Below are 17,808 nucleotides of genomic sequence, written 5' to 3'. Positions count from 1 at the left end.
AAGGAATGCAAATATCTAGCGACAAGATTTTAAATAAAATGGCGAATGAAATTGTGAAGGCAAAAAGTAGTGAAGGACAAAAGTCAAAAGAACATTTATTAGTTGTGCGTGCTTTATGTGACTTATTATTAGATGAACAAGTTGAAACATCTACATATAGAGAACCGAAAATTCAATCGCAAGTAATTGGATCACAACCAGTAACAACTATGCAACCAATTGCACCTGTTTCTGGGGAGCCAGTATATATAAAAGAAAGTGATGCAAACGGTAATTCTTTATTTGATTTTTAGAAGATAAATCGTTTGGCTTATATGCAAAAATTGCTTATGATAAAGGTAAAAAAGGGGAATTAAGATGAAAATTTTCTTTTTACTAGGTTGTATTGCAGCGGGGCTATCTGTTGCGTTAGGGGCCTTTGGAGCACACGGTTTAGAAAATAAAATTTCTGCAAAAATGTTAGAAGTTTGGAAAACAGGCGTTACATATCAAATGTTTCATGCAGGTGGACTATTCGTAGTTGCTTTATTGATGGATAAGGTTCAATCATCACTTTTAACTACTGCTGGTTGGCTAATGGTAGCTGGAATTATTATGTTCTCAGGTAGTTTGTATGCATTAAGTACGACAGGCATTAAGTTCTTTGGTCCAATTACACCTCTTGGTGGTGTAGCGTTTATTGTGGCGTGGATTCTAGTAGGGACTGCAGTTGTAAAAGGATTATAAAAAAACAAAAGCTGGCATTTGCCAGCTTTTTTTATGGTCTTGGAGTATAAGTTGCTTGTTGACTAGGTAAATACGTAATTTCTTCTGGAAACTCTACGTAATCTAAGTAGATCATTAGTAGTAAATAGCGTTTTCCTGATTGCGGTTCACTAATAACAATATGGTCACGGCCAGCTGCTTCAATAATACCTGTATAAGATTGTGTACCAAGGGAACTGCCACGTTCATAAGTCATTACAACCGTAGCTTGCTTACCTTTGTTTAAACGAAGGATATTTTCAATATAGGATTGCTCTAGAGGTAACATGCCTTGAGAAATTGCATATTGAGCTTGCGCAGCTTGAGCTGTTTGTTGTTGCATCGCTTGCTGCTGTTGTTGAGTCATTTGTTGCGGTTGTACATAAGTTCCAGATGGTTGATAAAAACCTGTTCCATAGTACGGATTTTGTTGCTGTGCCATTCAAAAATCCCTCCTCATTTTTATTCCTTAATATACGCTAGGGCAGTCTCCAGCAGATGGCTGGAAGAAGCAGTGCTTTTTAAAGCGACCAGAGTTTTGTTGGTTATACCAAGTCGGTGGACATGCCCCTTCAGGTCTAAAGAACCATAAGGCAAAGTTGGCAGGCCAAAAACGTTGCCCTTGAATGGTCCGTCTCGCTAGGGCAATATCTTGTTCACGTGCCCGTTGATAAAAGTATCCTTTTTGCGTTGCTTCAAAACCGCCGGGGTTTTGATAAACCATTTGACGTAAATTACGAATGCTTTTAAAGTCTAAACAATTTCCGCGGACACGATTTACCCCAACGTTTCCGACCATTAACATTCCTTGTTGTCCTTCTCCTTCGGCTTCAGCACGCATCAGTCTAGCTAACAACTTTACATCTTCTTCGTTATAAGCAATAACTCCCATTATGTGTCACCTCTCTTTTTGGAATACCTTTTGGAAAGAGGTTTATCTCTAGATGAAGTGTGTAACAATTACTAGTTCATACGTATGAGGAAAAGGGCTCAGATATGACAACCAAACGAAGTTTTACATTGAGAGCGGAAAATAAAAAAAGCTAGCGTGAGCCAGCTTTTTTATTAAAAAACTTTAGACCATAAGTTTGAGAAGAAATCACCAATAGAGCGCATTGTTAACACAAACCAATTTGCTTTTTCAACTTCCTCTGTCGTTTTTGCAGTAACTTTCATACTTTTACTACCGTCTAAGAAACCATATTTATCAGTTGATTCTAAAGTAATTGAGCCTACTTTGGCATCTTTCTTAATAGGAGCAACTAAATGTCCATCTTCAGCAAGAGATTTATCTAATTCAGTCCCAATTTTATAAGGTTCTTTGCTACCTTTTTTCGCAATTACTGTTATTTCTTTTTCGGGTGCAACAGTTACTTGGTCTTCTTTCCCTTTTACTACAGAGATTGTATTGTTCTTATTAACTTTTAGTTTTTGTTTTTCAAAGTTATTAAATCCATATTCGATTAATTCACGAGATTCTGTGAAACGTTCATCCATTGATTTTGTTTTAATAATAACCGAGATAAGACGTACATCACCACGTTTAGCAGTAATAGTAAATCCGTATCCAGCTGTATCAGAACTTCCAGTTTTTAAACCATCAGTACCTTCATAAGCGAAAGCAGCTCCTGGTAACATCCAATTCCAGTTTTCCATACGAATTGGTTTTGGGTGATTGTCTGGGAAGTTTCTAAATCTTTGTTTTGTATCCTCTAGCATTTCTGGATACTTTGTAATCATTGCTTTTGAAAGCATACCCATATCACGAGCTGACATAGAGTTTTCTGCATTTGGATCAGTACCCTCAGGATGTTTTCCTTTTAAGTCAGCGTTATTTAAGCCCGTAGCGTTTACAAATTTATATTTCTTTAATCCTAGCTTTTTAGCATGTTCATTTGCAAGATTTAAGAAGTTTTTCTCACTTCCTGCAAGAAGTTCTGCTAAAGCGATACTAGATCCATTTGCAGAGAATATAACAATAGAATGATATAATTCTTTTACAGTATATTGACGTCCTTTTTCGAACGGTACATTAGAGAATTCATTATTACGAGAGACTTCATAAGCGTAATCAGAAATATTTACTTTCGTATCCCATGTGATTTTTCCTTCTTTAATTGCTTCTAAAACAGCGTAAACAACAATTAATTTCGACATACTAGCAATAGCTAGCAATTCATCTGGATTTTGCTCGTGAAGTATTTTTCCTGTATCTGCATCAAATAAAAGTGCAGCGGCTGCCTCAATATGTATTTTTTCTTCCGCATGGGATGTTGTTACTCCTAAGGAAGAAATTGACAATACAAACAATAGTAAAATAGACAAAATTTTTTTCATATAGATTATCACCTTCGCATCGTTATTTAGCATATAGCTCGTATCATTTTAGCATATCTTTACATATAAAAAGGTTACAATTTTACAATAAATTTGAAAAAATGTCGGTTTTTCTTCAAAAGTGCAGAAAAAAGGGGATTTTTGAGGATAAATATAGAGAAGAATAAAAAAAGGAACGAATTTCGTTCCTTTTCACCATTTATATGTGTAAAAATTTCTCTACTTTTTCGTCTGGTAAAATGTTTCCAACGAAGAATGTTCCAAATTCACCATAACGAGCACTTACTTCATCGAAGCGCATTTCATATATAAGTTTTTTAAATTGAAGAACATCGTCAGCGAATAATGTTACGCCCCATTCGAAATCGTCGAATCCAACAGATCCTGAAATCACTTGGCGTACTTTACCTGCGTATTGACGTCCAATTTTACTATGACTGTACATCATTTTTTTACGCTCTTCCATAGGAAGCATGTACCAGTTGTCATCACCTTGGCGACGCTTATCCATTGGATAGAAGCAAATATGATTTGCTTTCGGCAATTCAGGATATAAGCGAGCTAAAATTTGCGGGTTTTGGTATGGATCCTCATCAGCTGGAAGATAGTTGCTTAATTCAACAACAGATACGTAAGAATATGCAGGAACCATATATTCAGCTAAAGTTGTTTTATTCAATTCTGTCTCAATTTCATTTAACTCTTCCATTGTTGGACGTAAAATCATAAGCATAATATCAGCTTTTTGGCCAACAACTGTATACATTGCGTGACTACCTTTTTTCGCAGTAGCTACTTCGTTCCATTTTTCAACGACATTTAAAAATTCAGACACTGCTTGTCCGCGTTCGTCGCTAGATAATGTTTTCCATGCAGCCCAATCAATAGAACGTAAATCATGTAAACAATACCAGCCATCTAACGTTGTTGTTGCTTCACTCATTCTATTCACCTCAGTTAATGATAGTTTTACACGTTAACTATAGCATATATAGTTTTAAAATCATCTATATAAAACCTTGGCGCATAAAATTGTCACATTTAAGTGTTTAAGCAAGGTGAATTTAACGGCTGAATTTTATGAAAATATAATCATTTTTATTTTATCTATTTTTTGGGAGCTATAAGTTTAAAATATAGAAGAAAAGCAGTATTCTTAAAGATAGAGTTTTTTTAACATATGTAGGAGGGTTTATTCGTGAGCAACTTATTTACAACAGTAAAAGAAAAAGTTCAAGGAAAAGGCATTTCTATCGTACTTCCTGAAGGAACTGATGAAAGAATTTTAGGCGCTGCAGAGCGTTTAGCAAAAGAAGAGTTAGTAAAACCAATCTTAGTTGGTAATAGAGAAGAAATTAGCGCAAAAGCTGCTAGCATGAATTTAACATTAGCAGGCGTTGATATTTACGACCCAGCTACATACGAAGAAATGGATGCAATGGTAGCATCTTTCGTTGAACGCCGTAAAGGTAAAGCAACTGAAGAAGACGCTCGCAAAATCCTTAAAGACGAAAACTACTTCGGTACAATGCTTGTATACATGGGCAAAGCACACGGTCTAGTAAGTGGTGCAGCTCACTCTACAGCTGATACAGTTCGTCCAGCACTTCAAATTATTAAAACAAAACCAGGCGTTACAAAAACTTCTGGCGTATTCATCATGGTACGTGAAGAAGAGAAATATGTATTCGCTGATTGCGCAATTAACATTGCACCAAACAGTCAAGATTTAGCTGAAATCGGTATCGAAAGTGCGAAAACTGCTGAGTTATTCGGCATTGATCCACGCGTTGCTATGTTAAGCTTCTCTACAAAAGGTTCTGCGAAATCTCCAGAAACAGAAAAAGTTGTAGAAGCAACTCGCATTGCAAAAGAAATGGCTCCTGAGTTAACTTTAGATGGAGAATTCCAATTCGATGCTGCATTCGTACCATCTGTAGCTGAGAAAAAAGCTCCAGGTTCTACAATTAAAGGTGATGCTAACGTATTCGTATTCCCAAGCTTAGAAGCTGGTAATATCGGCTACAAAATCGCTCAACGTTTAGGTAACTTCGAAGCAGTAGGGCCAATCTTACAAGGCTTAAACATGCCTGTAAATGACCTATCTCGTGGATGTAACGAAGAAGAAGTGTACAAGTTAGCTTTAATTACAGCAGCTCAAGCACTTTAATTCTATAATGAATTGAAATAAAGACCGTCGCTATTATAGCGACGGTCTTTATTTTTCTAAACCAAGTGCTTTATTATTACGATCAATAATACGTTGTAAATTCGTCTCATATAAAGGAATCTCATCTATTGTTAATTGAGATGGTGTTAACTTTGGAGCGAATTGCTGCAATGTTTTTAAAAGACGCATCATTAAATCTTGTACTGTAATGGTTTCGCCAAGTAATTCTGAGAGTGAGGCCATCGTACTTGGTACAATTTCAGGGTACGTAAAGCGTGTTTCTTCCCCTTGAATTGCTAGGCTGTAAAAATCACGAACGAGTGCGGCACGCTCAGAGCCACTTCCGGTAGCGCAGAGATAGATTTGGACAGCGACACCGCCGCGAATACGACGTTGTGAAATACCAGCGAATTTTTGATCGCGAATACTTAAGTCATAACTACCAGGACAGTAAGAGCCGACAATTTCTTTTGCCTCGATAGTAACGTCGTAATCCTTTAACATCTCCTTAATCAAATGCCACATTGTATCGTATCCAAGATCAATATCGATACCTTTTTCTGTTTCTTGGAATAAAAGTGATACGTTTAAAACACCTTCATCAAGCACGACCGCAAGCCCGCCAGAATTACGGACAATAACATTGAAGTTGTTTTGTTTTAAAAAAGAAATACCTTCTTCTAAATGCGGAAGGCGTGAATCTTGAATGCCAAGGACAATTGTATTGTGATGAACCCAAGAACGCATTGTTGCGGCTGACTTGCCATTTCCAATGCTTGTGCATAATGTGTCATCCATTGCGAATGACTGAAGTGCATGGAATGTTGGTCCCAAACTAGATTGATCTACAATGCGCCACTCTGGCTGAGATAAAATGGAACGGGAATTGCTCATATAACTAACCCCTTATCTTTAAAATGACAATCTCTATTATAGCAAAAAATGAAGAATGGAGTTTTCTCACATATAAAGGGGGAGCTTATAGGTGAAATAATAAAAAGGATGCATTACATGCATCCTTTTTATTCTGCAATTTTTTCTAAATTACCGTTTCGGTCCATTCGGAAAGATGTTTGAGAACGTTCTTCGTCATCCATGACTGCCAATTTACGAGCTCGGTTCATAATGTTCATAAGTGTTTCGTAATCTTCTTGTACAGTATGAGATTGCTTTTCCAATTTTTCTAGTTTCTTTTCTAGTTCCTCATTCCGAAGGATTTGTGCTTTAATTTCTTGTTTCAATCTCGTATTCTCGTTTTCAAGAGCTGTCACTTTTATATTTGAAGATCCGACTGTTTGTAAAAAATAAATAACATCTTGCATTGTCATAGAGCTTCTTGCAGCAGGAGCAGTAGATTCTTGATATGGAATAGCTTCTTTATATTGTACGATTGATTCTTCTTGTACTAATTCTTCATAATCAGTTATCGAATCTGAAGCTGGTGGTGTATAAAGTAAACGTTTTTTTGCTTGTTCACCGCTTGCAGCACGCATTTTATCTTTACGATGTTTTTTTGCTAGTTGAAGAGCTTGTTCGTAGCTATAGCGAACAACAGCATTCCAGCGGAAACCACAAGCAGCAGATGTACGATTTAACTGATCCCCTACTTCCTCAAATGCATTTAATTGCGTACTTCCTTCTCTAACATGACGAAGTACCGTTTCAGCAAGTAATAAATCATCCTCATCTGTCCAAGCATCTTGTCTTACTTTCATAGATTCAACTCCCTTTCTTTTTATGAACTTCCTATTTTTATAATGGGCAAAAAAATAAACTTTTATACAAAGCTTTTAAAAATATGGTAGATTTCGATGAAAGGTAAAAATTTTCCCATGAATGGTGAGCGCTTCTGTAGAAGAGCATATAAATATGTAGCATTATGTAGAGAATAGGCTTTGTAGGGAAACTTGCAACGAGCTTCAAAGAGCGGTAAAATACCATTTAGTGTTTATTTTTAAATGTACTTGAGAAAAGTTTAAAATAGAGGAAGTGTTATATAATGGGAAACGAGTTTCGCGTGTGCGATGACTGTCAGGCAACGAACGTTAAAACGTTAGTTCCGAAGTTAAAAAAAGTAGATTCATGTGCAACGATTGAAGTTGGATGTCAGTCTTACTGTGGTCCTGGTCGTAAAAAATCATTCGCATTTGTAAATAACCGTCCAGTTGCGGCTCCAACAGAAGATGAGTTAATCGCAAAAATTGAAGCAAAGTTAAATAAGTAAGAAAAAGAAGAGTGAAAAGATTACTCTTCTTTTTTATGCCCATAAGAGGAATGATTTATTCTGCGAAAGTACTCTTGTGTGGACGAACGTTTTCTAAAGGATAGATATAACTTTTGTATTGAAATTCCAATTTATATAAATTTATATTTCAAAATAATGGTTGACAGTCTTTTAAAGCGATAGGTAGAATAGAAGTGTCTGATTCTGATAATCATTATCAGGAAAATAACAATTCACCTAATTTTTTTATTACTATTTGAGAATAAATTTCATTTCAATAAATATATGTTGTTAGTTAGGATGGTTGAGGGATGGAAGCGAGCGCAAGCAGTATAGAACAGCAAGAAGAGAATGTTAAAGAGATTAAGAGCAGACCGCTTATCGCTTCTATTATTTTAGTAGCGGGTACAGTTTTGTTAGCTTTAAGCATGGCAGTTTCTATTTCTTTTGGGGCTGCAGATATTAGTTTAAAGACTGTATGGCAAGCTGTATTTCAGTTTGATGGATCTATTACACATCATAATGTAATTCAAGAGCTTCGCATGCCTAGAGCAATAGGGGGCGTAGTTGCAGGTGCCTTTTTAGCGGTATCAGGAGCAATTATGCAAGGTATGACGCGAAATCCACTTGCTTCACCATCGTTAATGGGGATTACAGATGGGGCTGTATTTGGAATTGCAATTATGTATGCATTTTTTCCTAATTCACCTTATTTAATGTTTGTTATCGCATCTTTTATTGGAGCTGCGTTTGGTGCAAGCATTGTATATGGAATTGGGTCTTCTTCACCAGGTGGATTAACACCTGTGAAATTAGCTTTAGCAGGTGCAGCTATTAGTGCTTTATTAGGGGCAATTTCATCTGGAATCGCATTGTATTTCAATCTTGCCCAAGAGGTAAGCATGTGGAATGCAGGCGGAGTTGCTGGAGTGAAATGGCAAAGTATTAATATGTTAGTGCCAATTGGCCTTGTTTGTCTTTTTATCGCAATTATGATGTCGAGATATATTACAATTTTGAGCTTCGGTGAAGAAATTGCAATTGGACTTGGTCAAAATACGACATTGATTAAATTTATCGGAACAGTACTTGTTCTTGTTTTAACGGGTTCCGCAGTTTCCATGGCAGGATCAGTTGGATTTGTTGGTCTTGTAATTCCGCATATGACTCGTTTTCTTGTAGGCTCGGACTATAGATGGGTTATTCCATGTTCTGCGGTCTTAGGTGGGCTGTTAATTGAATGTGCAGATATGTTATCTCGCGTTATTAACCCGCCATTTGAAACGCCAATTGGAGCAATTACAGCGCTAATTGGGGTTCCATTCTTCCTCTACTTAGCACGTAATGAAGGGAGAGGAAAGATGTGAGGACGAGTGTCTTAACAAAAAAGAACATTTCTATATTAACGATTTTAGTAGGACTAATCGTTTCTATATTTCTTATTAGTTTAAATACAGGAACTTTTAAAATCCCGCCAATGGACGTATTAAAGTCATTGGTTGGACTAGGGGCTGAAGATCAGTCTGTTATTTTATTTGAATTCCGTATGCCGCGTATGGTAATTGCTATACTAGTCGGATCTGCTTTAGCTATGTCAGGTGCGATTTTGCAAGGTTTATCACGAAATCCGCTTGCTGATCCAGGTATTATAGGTATTAATGCTGGAGCGGGATTAACAGTTGTTATATTCGTCTACTTCTTCTTCGGGAAAGTAGGGACTGGTACATTTTTATCTGTATTCATTCTTCCATTCTTCGCACTAGTTGGAGCGATATTAGCAGCGGTAATTATTTATTTACTAGCATGGAAAGACGGCGTTTCATCGACTCGATTAATACTTGTAGGTATTGCCGTTGCAGCTGGATTTGGAGCTGTTAGTTTAATTTTCTCTATGAAGATGACATCTAACGATTTTCGTTTTGCTACGATTTGGCTGGCGGGAAGTCTATGGGGTACAGATTGGAAATTCGTATTAAGTGTACTTCCATGGATGGTTATTTTCTTACCGCTTGCTATAAGTAAAGCACACATATTAAATGTAATGAACCTAGGCGATTCTACAGCAGTTGGCCTTGGTGTAAACGTAGAAAAAGAAAGACGTAAATTATTATTTATTGCAGTTTGTTTAGCAGGTGCATCTGTTGCTGTTGCAGGCGGAATTGGCTTTATCGGTTTAATGGCCCCGCATTTAGCAAGGCGCCTTGTTGGTGGTAAACATCAAATTATGTTGCCCACAGCTGCGCTAATAGGAACGTTTTTACTTTTATTTGCAGACGTAATTTCAAGAAGTGTATTAACAACTTCAGAAATACCAGTCGGTCTTGTTATTTCTGTAATTGGTGCACCATATTTCATTTATTTACTTATGAGGACAAAATAAAGGGAGGCTTTTCGTATGGCAACTTTAGCGGTGGATGCGGTATCTGTTGGCTATAATGAAGGTTTAATTATTGACGGGTTAACAGTTGAAATTCCGGAAGGGAAAATTACAACAATTATTGGACCAAATGGTTGTGGGAAGTCCACATTATTAAAAACGGCGTCTCGTATTTTGAAGGCAAAGCAAGGTACTGTTTATCTTGACGGAAAAGCAATTGAGAAACAGCCAACGAAAGAAATTGCAAAGAAAATGGCGATTTTACCACAAACTGCAGAAGTGCCAACGGGTCTTACTGTATTTGAGCTTGTGTCATATGGAAGATTCCCTCATCAAAAAGGGTTTGGCACGTTGAAAGAAGAGGATTATCGCTACATTAACTGGGCACTTGAAGTGACAGGAATGAAAGAATTTGCGAATCGTCCAGCAGAAGCGCTATCAGGTGGCCAACGTCAACGTGTTTGGATCGCAATGGCTCTTGCACAAGGAACAGAATTACTTGTATTGGATGAACCAACAACGTACTTAGATATGGCTCATCAATTAGAAGTATTAAACTTATTGAAAAAGTTAAATGAAGAAGAAGGTAGAACGATTGTTATGGTTATCCATGACTTAAACCACGCTTCTCGTTTCTCTGATCATATGATTGCATTAAAAGCAGGTAAGTTAATGAAACAAGGAACGCCAGATGAAGTTATGACAAGTGAAACACTTCGTAACGTATTTGAGATTGAAGCTCAAATCGTTCCATGTCCAGTAAACTGTAAGCCAATTTGTTTAACATATGATTTAGCGATGATTAGTAATCAATTGCGTAAAAAAGCATAAGTAGAACCCCCTCGTAAAGAGGGGGGCTTCTAATGGACGTTGAGCTTCTTATATATGAATGGGAAGTTGAACGCCCGTTAGAATGGGTTATTAACAACAGTTAATAAATATATATTAATTAATTGTTATCTTTGTTTCTTATAGTTCATTGTAACTTATAAGATAAATACAGCTAGAAGGAGTGGGAACATGAAGAATTTTAAAATGGCACTATTAGCAATGGTACTAGTTGTGACTTCTGTACTATTTGCAGCTTGTTCTAACAAAGAAGAAGAAAAGAAAGCAGATGCAAAGACTGAAGAGCGCACTGTAAAACATGCAAAAGGGGAAATTAAAATTCCTGCAAACCCAAAGAAAATTGCTGACCTTAGTGGTTCAACAGAAGAATTACTAATTTTCGGTATGAAACCGGTTATTACTGCTAATACATCTCAAGAAAAAATTGATGCACATATTGAAAAGAAACTAAAAGATGTTAAACCAGTTGGTTCTGCTTGGGGCGATAAAATTAACATCGAAGCAGTAGCTGCTGCAAAACCAGATTTAATTCTTGTAAATAATCGTCAAGAAAAGATTTATGATCAATTATCTAAAATTGCACCAACAGTTATGTTAAACACTCCATTAGATCAATGGCGTCCAAAATTCGAAGAAGTAGGTCAAATCTTCGGTAAAGAAAAAGAAACAAAAGAATGGTTCAAAAAGTATGATGAAAAAGCAAGCAAATTACATGACAAAATCGTCGCTAAAACTGGTGAAGCAACATTTATGAAAATGGCTGCATATCCAAATGCTTTCCGCGTATATGGTGACTACGGTTACGGTAGCGTAATCTTTAATGATTTAAAACTACCAGCAGTTAAAGGTACACCAACTGATAAACCGTTAGTACAAGTACAAAAAGAAGCTTTAATCGATTACAACCCAGATTACTTATTCGTATTTACAACTGGTGACGGTTCTCAGCGCTTAAAAGAATTCCAAGAAGAATCAATTTGGAAAAACATGAACGCTGTTAAAAATAACCACGTATTTACAATTAAAAATGAAGACTTAAACAAAGGTTACTTCCCACTAGGAAAAGATATGATCTTAGACGAAGTTGCTGAATTCGTTTTAGGTAAATAATGTATAAAGGAAATCACTTTTACTTCGGTAAAGGTGATTTTTTCTTTTTATAAAGGGAATTAATACAGTCTTTCATTTCTTTCTGTTTCTCATTTCGTTTATAATATAAAGTAAGAATGTAGTAAAGAAAGGGGGATGTCGGAAAGTGGTATATTTAAACGACAAACTCAGCGAAACAAAAGTGTTTAAAGACCCAGTACATAAATATGTGCACGTGCGTGATCGTGTTATTTGGGATTTAATCGGAACGAAAGAATTTCAACGCTTGCGCCGTATTAAGCAGCTTGGAACGACATTTTTTACATTTCACGGTGCAGAGCATAGTCGCTTTACTCATTCGTTAGGTGTATACGAAATTATTCGTCGTATGATTGATGATGTGTTTGATGGCAGACCAAATTGGAATGCTGAAGATAGATTGTTATGTTTATGTGCGGCATTACTTCATGATGTCGGCCACGGCCCATTTTCTCACTCGTTTGAAAAAGTATTTTCATTAGATCATGAGAAATTTACGCAAAAGATTATCGTAGGCGATACGGAGATTAATGATGTATTAAGTCGTGTTGATAAGGAGTTTCCACAAAAGGTAGCAGATGTAATTGCAAAAACGTCTACTAATAAATTAGCGATTAGTATGATTTCGAGTCAAATTGATGCGGATCGTATGGATTATTTATTAAGAGATGCTTATTTTACAGGCGTAAAGTACGGAAACTTCGATATGGAACGTATACTGCGTGTAATGCGTCCGTATGGGAATCAAGTAGTCATTAAAAATAGTGGTATGCATGCTGTTGAGCATTACATTATGAGTCGTTATCAAATGTATTGGCAAGTATATTTCCACCCGGTAACGCGAAGTGCAGAAGTTATTTTAACGAAGATTTTACACCGTGCGAAATCACTGCACGAGAAGTATTATACATTTAAAAATCATCCTGTTCATTTCTATTCTTTATTTGAAGAAGAAGTAACAGTAGAGGATTATTTAAAGTTAGACGAGAACGTTATGTATTACTACTTCCAAGTATGGCAGGAAGAAGAAGATCCAATTTTAAGCGATTTATGCCGCCGTTTTATGAATCGAAATCTATTTAAATATGTAGAGTTTACAGATAAACACGGTTTAGATAATTGGATGGAATTAAGTAGTTTATTTAAAAAGATTGGACTTGATCCGGAGTATTATTTAGTAGTCGATTCAACATCAGACTTACCGTATGACTTTTATCGTGCAGGAGAAGAAGAAGAGCGTCTACCAATCCTACTTCTTATGCCAAACGGAGAGCTTAGAGAGCTTTCACGTGAGTCGGATATTGTTGAGGCGATTACAGGTAAGAAAAGAACGGATCAAAAGCTATTCTATCCGCATGATTTAATCTATGAAGATGGAAGAAAAGGAAAATATAAAGAGAGAATTATTGAGTTGTTAGAAGGAAAGAAATAAGAAGCAGCTAATGGCTGCTTCTTATGAAAAAACTTGAAATTATTTGTCGCTTAAGCGTTTTCCGCCAACTGCATAATGGTTTTTAGACATTTCTTCGATGAAAACAACGATGTTTTCTTCAGGAGCACCAGTTGTTTCGCTTACTGCTGCTGTTACTTTCTCAGCAAGAGCTTTCTTTTGTTCTTCTGTGCGTCCTTCTAGCATTTTCACTGTTACGTATGGCATGTACAATCGCTCCTTTTATGTAAGTTACACTCTTATTATAGCGGATTATAGGGAAGAACAATCGAAAAAACAAATAATTTCTTTTTTTGACATATGGAAGAGGAGATGAAGCATGGATCAGTTATTTAGATACCCGTTGCACCAAATTCCTTTGGTAGCAATGGCCATTATTATCGCATTATCAGTTCATGAATTTGCACATGCATATGTAGCATATAAATTTGGAGACGATACAGCAAAGAGACAAGGTCGTTTGACTTTATCACCGATGGCACACTTAGATCCTATAGGTTTGATTGCAGTATTAATTCTTGGATTCGGTTGGGCAAGACCGGTTCCTGTTAACCCATATAACTTTAAAAGACCGCGTCTTGCAGGTGTATTAGTTTCAATTGCGGGGCCGATTAGTAATTTAATTTTAAGCGCAATTGGTTTAATTATTTGGTATAGCTTATTAAAATTTGGTGTATTATACTCAATTCCATCTGCAGTAGCAGATACGTTAGCTCAATTTTTTCAGATTTTTATTATGCTGAATATCGTTTTACTTGTATTTAACTTATTACCGATCCCGCCACTTGATGGGTATCGTGTAGTGGAAGATTTAGCGCCAGCAAATATTCGCGCGAAAATGACACAGTATGAAAAATACGGGGCAATTGCGTTATTAATTCTCGTTATTACACCGCTTAGTAATTACACAATTCAACCTATTTTCCAGGTAGTTATTCCGCATGTATTTGTATTTTTAGATAGCATCATTGCGCCTATTTTTGGCCTTTTATAATTTTTAAGTGAGGAGGATTTTACATATGACAGAGAAAAAGAAAAAAATCGGTTTTAATATCGTGAAAAATGATTCAACAGATGGACATGGTGGATTTGGTGTTGGGGCATTAAGCTTAGAAAACATTTCACCTGTATTTGTTGATGTACTAGAGAAAACTGCATTCGTTGATATTGGTGCGATGCACGCGCGTAGTACAGTAGAAAAAGGTATTAAGTTTTTAACAAATAAAGATGAAGTTCCAAACGGAAAACCATTTTGGCTTGTTTGGGTAACGATTGAAAGAACTGCGACAGGTGCGTATTACGCAGGTGTAACAGCTTGTGAAATGACAGTAGACCGTGAAATTCGCCGCGGATATAAATCACTTCCAGAGCACGTAAATAAAATGGATAAATCATTGAAGCGTCACATTATGGTTGAACATATGGATGAATCATCTAAAAAAGTACTTGGTACGTTCTTGAAAGAACATAATGAAGCGATTTGGAACGAATCTAGTGAAGAATTGCGCCGTGCATTATTAAGTGAATAAAAAATAGCTGACGGATGCCCGTCAGCTATTTTTTTACCAAGGAAGATATTTTTTCCACCAACTTGTTTTTTTCTTTTCTTCAGTCGTTTTTTCAAATTCTTCTTTATCATCGACGTGATCCATACAATATTCAGTCGGTTCGGTACCTTTAGCGAAATACATTTTCACAGAAATAGGACAATTTTTTGTAGCAATTTTACCGTTCTCTGGATTGATATTAACCGCTACGACGTCACTTGGTTGTTTAAATTCTTTTTTTGGTTGTCCATCTAACCCTTTCTCCATCGTATCAGTCCATATTTTCTTCGCATATCCTTGTTCTGCTACGTTTGAAATAGATTTAGGTTGATCATATCCGACCCACACACCAGTTACGATTTGCGGAGTAAATCCAATCATCCAACTATCCGTTTCAGTAGAACCAGATTTGCCGGCATATGTTCTTGATAGTTTGGATAACATCGATTGACCAGTTACAGCAGCATAGCTGCTTAGTTTCTTATTAAACATACCAGTCATCATTTCTTCCATTACAAACGCTTTGCTCTTGTCGAGAACTTGTTTACTCTCTAAATGAGCATCGTATAATATATTTCCTTCATGATCCATAATGCGGCGAATGAAAGTAGGTTTTACTTCTTTTCCACCATTTGCGAACATGCTATAAGCGTTAACCATTTCAATTGGTTTTACTGGTGATGTACCAAGAGCTAGAGAAGGAACATCTTTTAATGCACTTTTAATTCCAAATTGTTTCGCTGTTTTTGCAAGCGCGTCATCGCCTAAAAACAAATTCGTTTTCACAGCATAAATGTTATCAGAGACTGCGAGAGCTTGTGCCATCGTTACGAAATCATCTGCATAATAATCTTTATAGTTCTTCGGTTTATACTTTGAAACGCCGTCACCTAAGGTGAATACAGTATATTCGCTTTTTAAGCGCGTAGCAGGCGTGAATCCTCGTTCTAATGCCGCATAATATAGAAATGGCTTAAATGTAGAACCAGGCTGACGAATGGCTTGTGTAGCCCTGTTAAATTGACTTGTAGTATAATCAGTTCCACCAACAAGAGCAGCCACTTCACCTGTCTTTGGATTCATAGAGACGAGAGCAGTTTGTATGTTTGTTGTGTCAGGTATGTGATCTTTTACAGCTTGTTCTGCTACAGCTTGTAGTTTAGGGTCTAGCGTTGTATAAATTCGCAAGCCACCCCGTTGTAAAGCTTGTTCGTCTAATCCAACATCACGAAGGAGCGAAGCTTGTACAGCATCTTGGAAATATGGTGCGACCTCTGCTACTTTTTTCGTATCTAATGAGGCAAAAGTTAGTGGCTCTTTCTTCGCTAAGGCTGCTTGTTGCTTCGTAATATATCCTTGTTCTACCATTTCATCTAATATGAGAGCTTGTCGTCCTTTCGCACGATCCTCTTTCAAAAAGGGCGAATAGACACTTGGCCCTTTCGGGATACCTGCGAGCATACTAGCTTCTGCTAATGTTAACTCTTTTGCCGTTTTATCGAAATATAGACGGGATGCAGCTTCGATGCCATAAGCGCCATGTCCGTAATAAATTGTATTTAAATATCCTTCTAAAATATGATTTTTATTATAATTCACCTCAAGGCGAATTGTGTACATTGCTTCTAATAGTTTACGTTTCCACGTTTTATCATGATCTAAGTAAAGGTTACGAGCATACTGTTGTGTAATCGTACTAGCACCTTGGACTTTTGCCATCGCTTTTAAATCGGCAACAATGGCACCAGCAATACGTTTCATATCAAAGCCATGATGTTTGTAGAATCGTTGATCTTCAATAGATAGTGTCGCCTCTTTTACATAAGGTGAAATTTCATTAAGAGATACATTGTAACGTTTTTGCATTTCATTACTTTGTCCTATAACAGTGTCATCATTTGCGTAAAAGACGCTTGTTTGCGGGACCGCAACAGGAGGAGGTCCCATAATTTTTGCAACTATAATAATAACAAAAAAAGAAAAAACGAAGAAAAGGACGCAAGAAAACATTGCGGTGAAGAAAAGACGTTTATATTTTTTAAGTTTTGGATTCATAGTTTGATCCATCTTTTTTCAGCCCCTCATTAATACAAGCGTTATTGTATTAGTATTGAGGGTTTTCATTTATTTTAAACAATGAAATTTCGAAAATAAAAAAGCCCCTTCCATTAAGAAAGGAGCTCAAAGGCACGTGCTGGCCAATCAGTAATGATGACATCTACACCATAATCAATCATAGTTTGTAAATCTTTGTATTCATTAATTGTATATGGACGGAAAACATACCCTTGCTCTTGTGCTAACTGCACAAATTCTTTCGTTAATAACTGGAAGTTTGGATGTAATCCATTTGCTTCTCTATGTTTTGCTTCGGCAATTGGATCAGCAAGTGGTGTATCATATAAAATTGCTCTTGGGATTTCAGGAGCAATTTCTGCTAATAATGAAACAGAGTCATGGTTAAATGATGAAAATACAATTTGATTAGAAAGATGATATTCACGCACAAGTGCAACAGCTTTTTCCTCAATATTTGGGTAATGAATAACATCTGTCTTTAATTCAATATTTAGTTGTAAGTTCGTTGTGGAAAGCCAAATGAAAACCTCACGCAACGTTGGGATTTTTGCTTCATGGAAAGAAGGGTCTTTATAGCTACCAGCGTCCAATGATTGTAGTTCCTCTACCGTTTTTTCCGAAACAAGTCCAACGCCATTTGTTGTACGATTGACGGTTTCATCGTGAATTACGACAAGTTCACCATCTTTTGATAAGTGGACATCGAGTTCAATTCCGTGAGCGCCAATGCGTTCTGCTTCTTGGAAGGCAATCATCGTATTTTCGGGATGTGTTCCTTTTACTCCGCGGTGAGCGAAAATAAGTGGTTTACTCATGTGAAATTCTCCTTATTATCTCTTTTCTTTCATTATGAAACTGCTTTAGGGAAAATACAATTGAATATGACAAACATTTACAAAAGTC

At 36.6% G+C, this 17,808-nt stretch carries 20 protein-coding genes; 11 read left to right on the top strand and 9 right to left on the bottom strand.

Annotated features, from left to right (window positions below; all coding sequences use genetic code 11):
- Nucleotides 1-5 precede the first annotated feature (5 nt).
- Both NST86_RS27635 and NST86_RS27630 read left to right on the top strand, forming a co-directional pair.
- A complete protein-coding gene (locus NST86_RS27635; protein WP_001167359.1) occupies nucleotides 6-293 on the top strand; it encodes a YwdI family protein in 288 nt (95 codons plus the stop codon).
- Between the two features lie 64 nt (nucleotides 294-357).
- Nucleotides 358-726 carry a DUF423 domain-containing protein gene (locus NST86_RS27630; protein ID WP_000688315.1) on the top strand — a complete coding sequence of 123 codons (369 nt, stop codon included), beginning with the start codon at nucleotides 358-360 and terminating at the stop codon, nucleotides 724-726.
- Nucleotides 727-757: 31 nt separating this feature from the next.
- Here the strand turns inward: NST86_RS27630 and gerQ are convergent, their stop codons facing one another.
- The 4 genes from gerQ to hemQ all read right to left on the bottom strand — a co-directional run bounded on the left by gerQ (nucleotide 758) and on the right by hemQ (nucleotide 4,024).
- Nucleotides 758-1,186: a spore coat protein GerQ gene (gene gerQ / locus NST86_RS27625; protein WP_000068652.1), complete on the bottom strand. Its 429-nt coding sequence runs from the start codon at nucleotides 1,184-1,186 to the stop codon at nucleotides 758-760.
- A gap of 27 nt (nucleotides 1,187-1,213) precedes the next feature.
- Nucleotides 1,214-1,636, bottom strand: coding sequence for a cell wall hydrolase CwlJ (cwlJ, locus tag NST86_RS27620; RefSeq protein ID WP_000538167.1), 423 nt, complete (start codon nucleotides 1,634-1,636; stop codon nucleotides 1,214-1,216).
- 173 nt (nucleotides 1,637-1,809) lie between these two features.
- Nucleotides 1,810-3,081 carry a serine hydrolase gene (locus tag NST86_RS27615; RefSeq protein WP_061664277.1) on the bottom strand — a complete coding sequence of 424 codons (1,272 nt, stop codon included), beginning with the start codon at nucleotides 3,079-3,081 and terminating at the stop codon, nucleotides 1,810-1,812.
- Nucleotides 3,082-3,280: 199 nt separating this feature from the next.
- Nucleotides 3,281-4,024 carry a hydrogen peroxide-dependent heme synthase gene (hemQ, locus tag NST86_RS27610; protein ID WP_001287595.1) on the bottom strand — a complete coding sequence of 248 codons (744 nt, stop codon included), beginning with the start codon at nucleotides 4,022-4,024 and terminating at the stop codon, nucleotides 3,281-3,283.
- A 255-nt stretch (nucleotides 4,025-4,279) separates the two neighbouring features.
- Here hemQ and pta point away from each other — a divergent pair, with 255 nt between their 5' ends.
- The gene (gene pta / locus NST86_RS27605) at nucleotides 4,280-5,251 is read left to right on the top strand and encodes a phosphate acetyltransferase (protein WP_000067225.1); all 972 of its coding nucleotides are present in this window, start codon (nucleotides 4,280-4,282) and stop codon (nucleotides 5,249-5,251) included.
- A 48-nt stretch (nucleotides 5,252-5,299) separates the two neighbouring features.
- Here the strand turns inward: pta and NST86_RS27600 are convergent, their stop codons facing one another.
- Both NST86_RS27600 and NST86_RS27595 read right to left on the bottom strand, forming a co-directional pair.
- Nucleotides 5,300-6,145: a lipoate--protein ligase family protein gene (locus NST86_RS27600; RefSeq protein WP_000071952.1), complete on the bottom strand. Its 846-nt coding sequence runs from the start codon at nucleotides 6,143-6,145 to the stop codon at nucleotides 5,300-5,302.
- 128 nt (nucleotides 6,146-6,273) lie between these two features.
- Complete coding sequence (locus NST86_RS27595) at nucleotides 6,274-6,966, bottom strand: RsfA family transcriptional regulator (protein WP_000868358.1); 693 nt, start codon at nucleotides 6,964-6,966, stop codon at nucleotides 6,274-6,276.
- 284 nt (nucleotides 6,967-7,250) lie between these two features.
- On the opposite strand from NST86_RS27595, the gene NST86_RS27590 reads away from it, so the two are divergent.
- The 6 genes from NST86_RS27590 to NST86_RS27565 all read left to right on the top strand — a co-directional run bounded on the left by NST86_RS27590 (nucleotide 7,251) and on the right by NST86_RS27565 (nucleotide 13,261).
- Nucleotides 7,251-7,475: a DUF1450 domain-containing protein gene (locus NST86_RS27590; protein WP_000526078.1), complete on the top strand. Its 225-nt coding sequence runs from the start codon at nucleotides 7,251-7,253 to the stop codon at nucleotides 7,473-7,475.
- A gap of 311 nt (nucleotides 7,476-7,786) precedes the next feature.
- Complete coding sequence (locus NST86_RS27585) at nucleotides 7,787-8,842, top strand: FecCD family ABC transporter permease (protein WP_000388296.1); 1,056 nt, start codon at nucleotides 7,787-7,789, stop codon at nucleotides 8,840-8,842.
- A complete protein-coding gene (locus tag NST86_RS27580; protein ID WP_001260757.1) occupies nucleotides 8,839-9,855 on the top strand; it encodes a FecCD family ABC transporter permease in 1,017 nt (338 codons plus the stop codon). The genes NST86_RS27585 and NST86_RS27580 overlap by 4 nt, the downstream gene beginning before the upstream one ends.
- A gap of 15 nt (nucleotides 9,856-9,870) precedes the next feature.
- Complete coding sequence (locus NST86_RS27575) at nucleotides 9,871-10,683, top strand: ABC transporter ATP-binding protein (RefSeq protein ID WP_000212068.1); 813 nt, start codon at nucleotides 9,871-9,873, stop codon at nucleotides 10,681-10,683.
- 189 nt (nucleotides 10,684-10,872) lie between these two features.
- A complete protein-coding gene (locus NST86_RS27570; protein WP_000787724.1) occupies nucleotides 10,873-11,811 on the top strand; it encodes an ABC transporter substrate-binding protein in 939 nt (312 codons plus the stop codon).
- Nucleotides 11,812-11,956: 145 nt separating this feature from the next.
- The gene (locus NST86_RS27565) at nucleotides 11,957-13,261 is read left to right on the top strand and encodes an HD domain-containing protein (protein WP_000262730.1); all 1,305 of its coding nucleotides are present in this window, start codon (nucleotides 11,957-11,959) and stop codon (nucleotides 13,259-13,261) included.
- 39 nt (nucleotides 13,262-13,300) lie between these two features.
- Here the strand turns inward: NST86_RS27565 and NST86_RS27560 are convergent, their stop codons facing one another.
- Nucleotides 13,301-13,486, bottom strand: coding sequence for a 2-hydroxymuconate tautomerase (locus NST86_RS27560; RefSeq protein ID WP_001147171.1), 186 nt, complete (start codon nucleotides 13,484-13,486; stop codon nucleotides 13,301-13,303).
- 112 nt (nucleotides 13,487-13,598) lie between these two features.
- Between NST86_RS27560 and NST86_RS27555 the strand changes: the two genes are divergently transcribed.
- Together NST86_RS27555 and NST86_RS27550 are read left to right on the top strand one after the other, a co-directional pair.
- The gene (locus tag NST86_RS27555) at nucleotides 13,599-14,273 is read left to right on the top strand and encodes a site-2 protease family protein (protein ID WP_000372456.1); all 675 of its coding nucleotides are present in this window, start codon (nucleotides 13,599-13,601) and stop codon (nucleotides 14,271-14,273) included.
- 25 nt (nucleotides 14,274-14,298) lie between these two features.
- Complete coding sequence (locus NST86_RS27550) at nucleotides 14,299-14,808, top strand: YwhD family protein (RefSeq protein WP_016118957.1); 510 nt, start codon at nucleotides 14,299-14,301, stop codon at nucleotides 14,806-14,808.
- 33 nt (nucleotides 14,809-14,841) lie between these two features.
- Here the strand turns inward: NST86_RS27550 and NST86_RS27545 are convergent, their stop codons facing one another.
- Together NST86_RS27545 and NST86_RS27540 are read right to left on the bottom strand one after the other, a co-directional pair.
- Nucleotides 14,842-16,893, bottom strand: a complete 2,052-nt coding sequence (locus NST86_RS27545; RefSeq protein ID WP_000372965.1) for a transglycosylase domain-containing protein — start codon at nucleotides 16,891-16,893, stop codon at nucleotides 14,842-14,844.
- A gap of 101 nt (nucleotides 16,894-16,994) precedes the next feature.
- Nucleotides 16,995-17,720, bottom strand: a complete 726-nt coding sequence (locus NST86_RS27540) for a glycerophosphodiester phosphodiesterase (RefSeq protein WP_061664281.1) — start codon at nucleotides 17,718-17,720, stop codon at nucleotides 16,995-16,997.
- Nucleotides 17,721-17,808 lie beyond the last annotated feature (88 nt).

The sequence above is a fragment of the Bacillus sp. FSL L8-0199 genome, from assembly GCF_038005705.1.
GTDB classification, from domain to species: Bacteria; Bacillota; Bacilli; order Bacillales; family Bacillaceae_G; genus Bacillus_A; species Bacillus_A cereus.
Note: the sequence above shows the minus strand (reverse complement) of the source record. Positions and strands in the feature narration are given on the sequence as shown.

What these genes read in the sequence shown, in the direction of transcription:
- NST86_RS27635 (WP_001167359.1), top strand. Translation starts at nt 6, where the DNA reads ATGCAAATATCTAGCGACAAGATTTTAAATAAAATGGCGAATGAAATT.
- NST86_RS27630 (WP_000688315.1), top strand. Translation starts at nt 358, where the DNA reads ATGAAAATTTTCTTTTTACTAGGTTGTATTGCAGCGGGGCTATCTGTT.
- gerQ (WP_000068652.1), bottom strand. Translation starts at nt 1,186, where the DNA reads ATGGCACAGCAACAAAATCCGTACTATGGAACAGGTTTTTATCAACCA.
- cwlJ (WP_000538167.1), bottom strand. Translation starts at nt 1,636, where the DNA reads ATGGGAGTTATTGCTTATAACGAAGAAGATGTAAAGTTGTTAGCTAGA.
- NST86_RS27615 (WP_061664277.1), bottom strand. Translation starts at nt 3,081, where the DNA reads ATGAAAAAAATTTTGTCTATTTTACTATTGTTTGTATTGTCAATTTCT.
- hemQ (WP_001287595.1), bottom strand. Translation starts at nt 4,024, where the DNA reads ATGAGTGAAGCAACAACAACGTTAGATGGCTGGTATTGTTTACATGAT.
- NST86_RS27600 (WP_000071952.1), bottom strand. Translation starts at nt 6,145, where the DNA reads ATGAGCAATTCCCGTTCCATTTTATCTCAGCCAGAGTGGCGCATTGTA.
- NST86_RS27595 (WP_000868358.1), bottom strand. Translation starts at nt 6,966, where the DNA reads ATGAAAGTAAGACAAGATGCTTGGACAGATGAGGATGATTTATTACTT.
- NST86_RS27590 (WP_000526078.1), top strand. Translation starts at nt 7,251, where the DNA reads ATGGGAAACGAGTTTCGCGTGTGCGATGACTGTCAGGCAACGAACGTT.
- NST86_RS27585 (WP_000388296.1), top strand. Translation starts at nt 7,787, where the DNA reads ATGGAAGCGAGCGCAAGCAGTATAGAACAGCAAGAAGAGAATGTTAAA.
- NST86_RS27575 (WP_000212068.1), top strand. Translation starts at nt 9,871, where the DNA reads ATGGCAACTTTAGCGGTGGATGCGGTATCTGTTGGCTATAATGAAGGT.
- NST86_RS27570 (WP_000787724.1), top strand. Translation starts at nt 10,873, where the DNA reads ATGAAGAATTTTAAAATGGCACTATTAGCAATGGTACTAGTTGTGACT.
- NST86_RS27560 (WP_001147171.1), bottom strand. Translation starts at nt 13,486, where the DNA reads ATGCCATACGTAACAGTGAAAATGCTAGAAGGACGCACAGAAGAACAA.
- NST86_RS27555 (WP_000372456.1), top strand. Translation starts at nt 13,599, where the DNA reads ATGGATCAGTTATTTAGATACCCGTTGCACCAAATTCCTTTGGTAGCA.
- NST86_RS27550 (WP_016118957.1), top strand. Translation starts at nt 14,299, where the DNA reads ATGACAGAGAAAAAGAAAAAAATCGGTTTTAATATCGTGAAAAATGAT.
- NST86_RS27545 (WP_000372965.1), bottom strand. Translation starts at nt 16,893, where the DNA reads ATGGATCAAACTATGAATCCAAAACTTAAAAAATATAAACGTCTTTTC.
- NST86_RS27540 (WP_061664281.1), bottom strand. Translation starts at nt 17,720, where the DNA reads ATGAGTAAACCACTTATTTTCGCTCACCGCGGAGTAAAAGGAACACAT.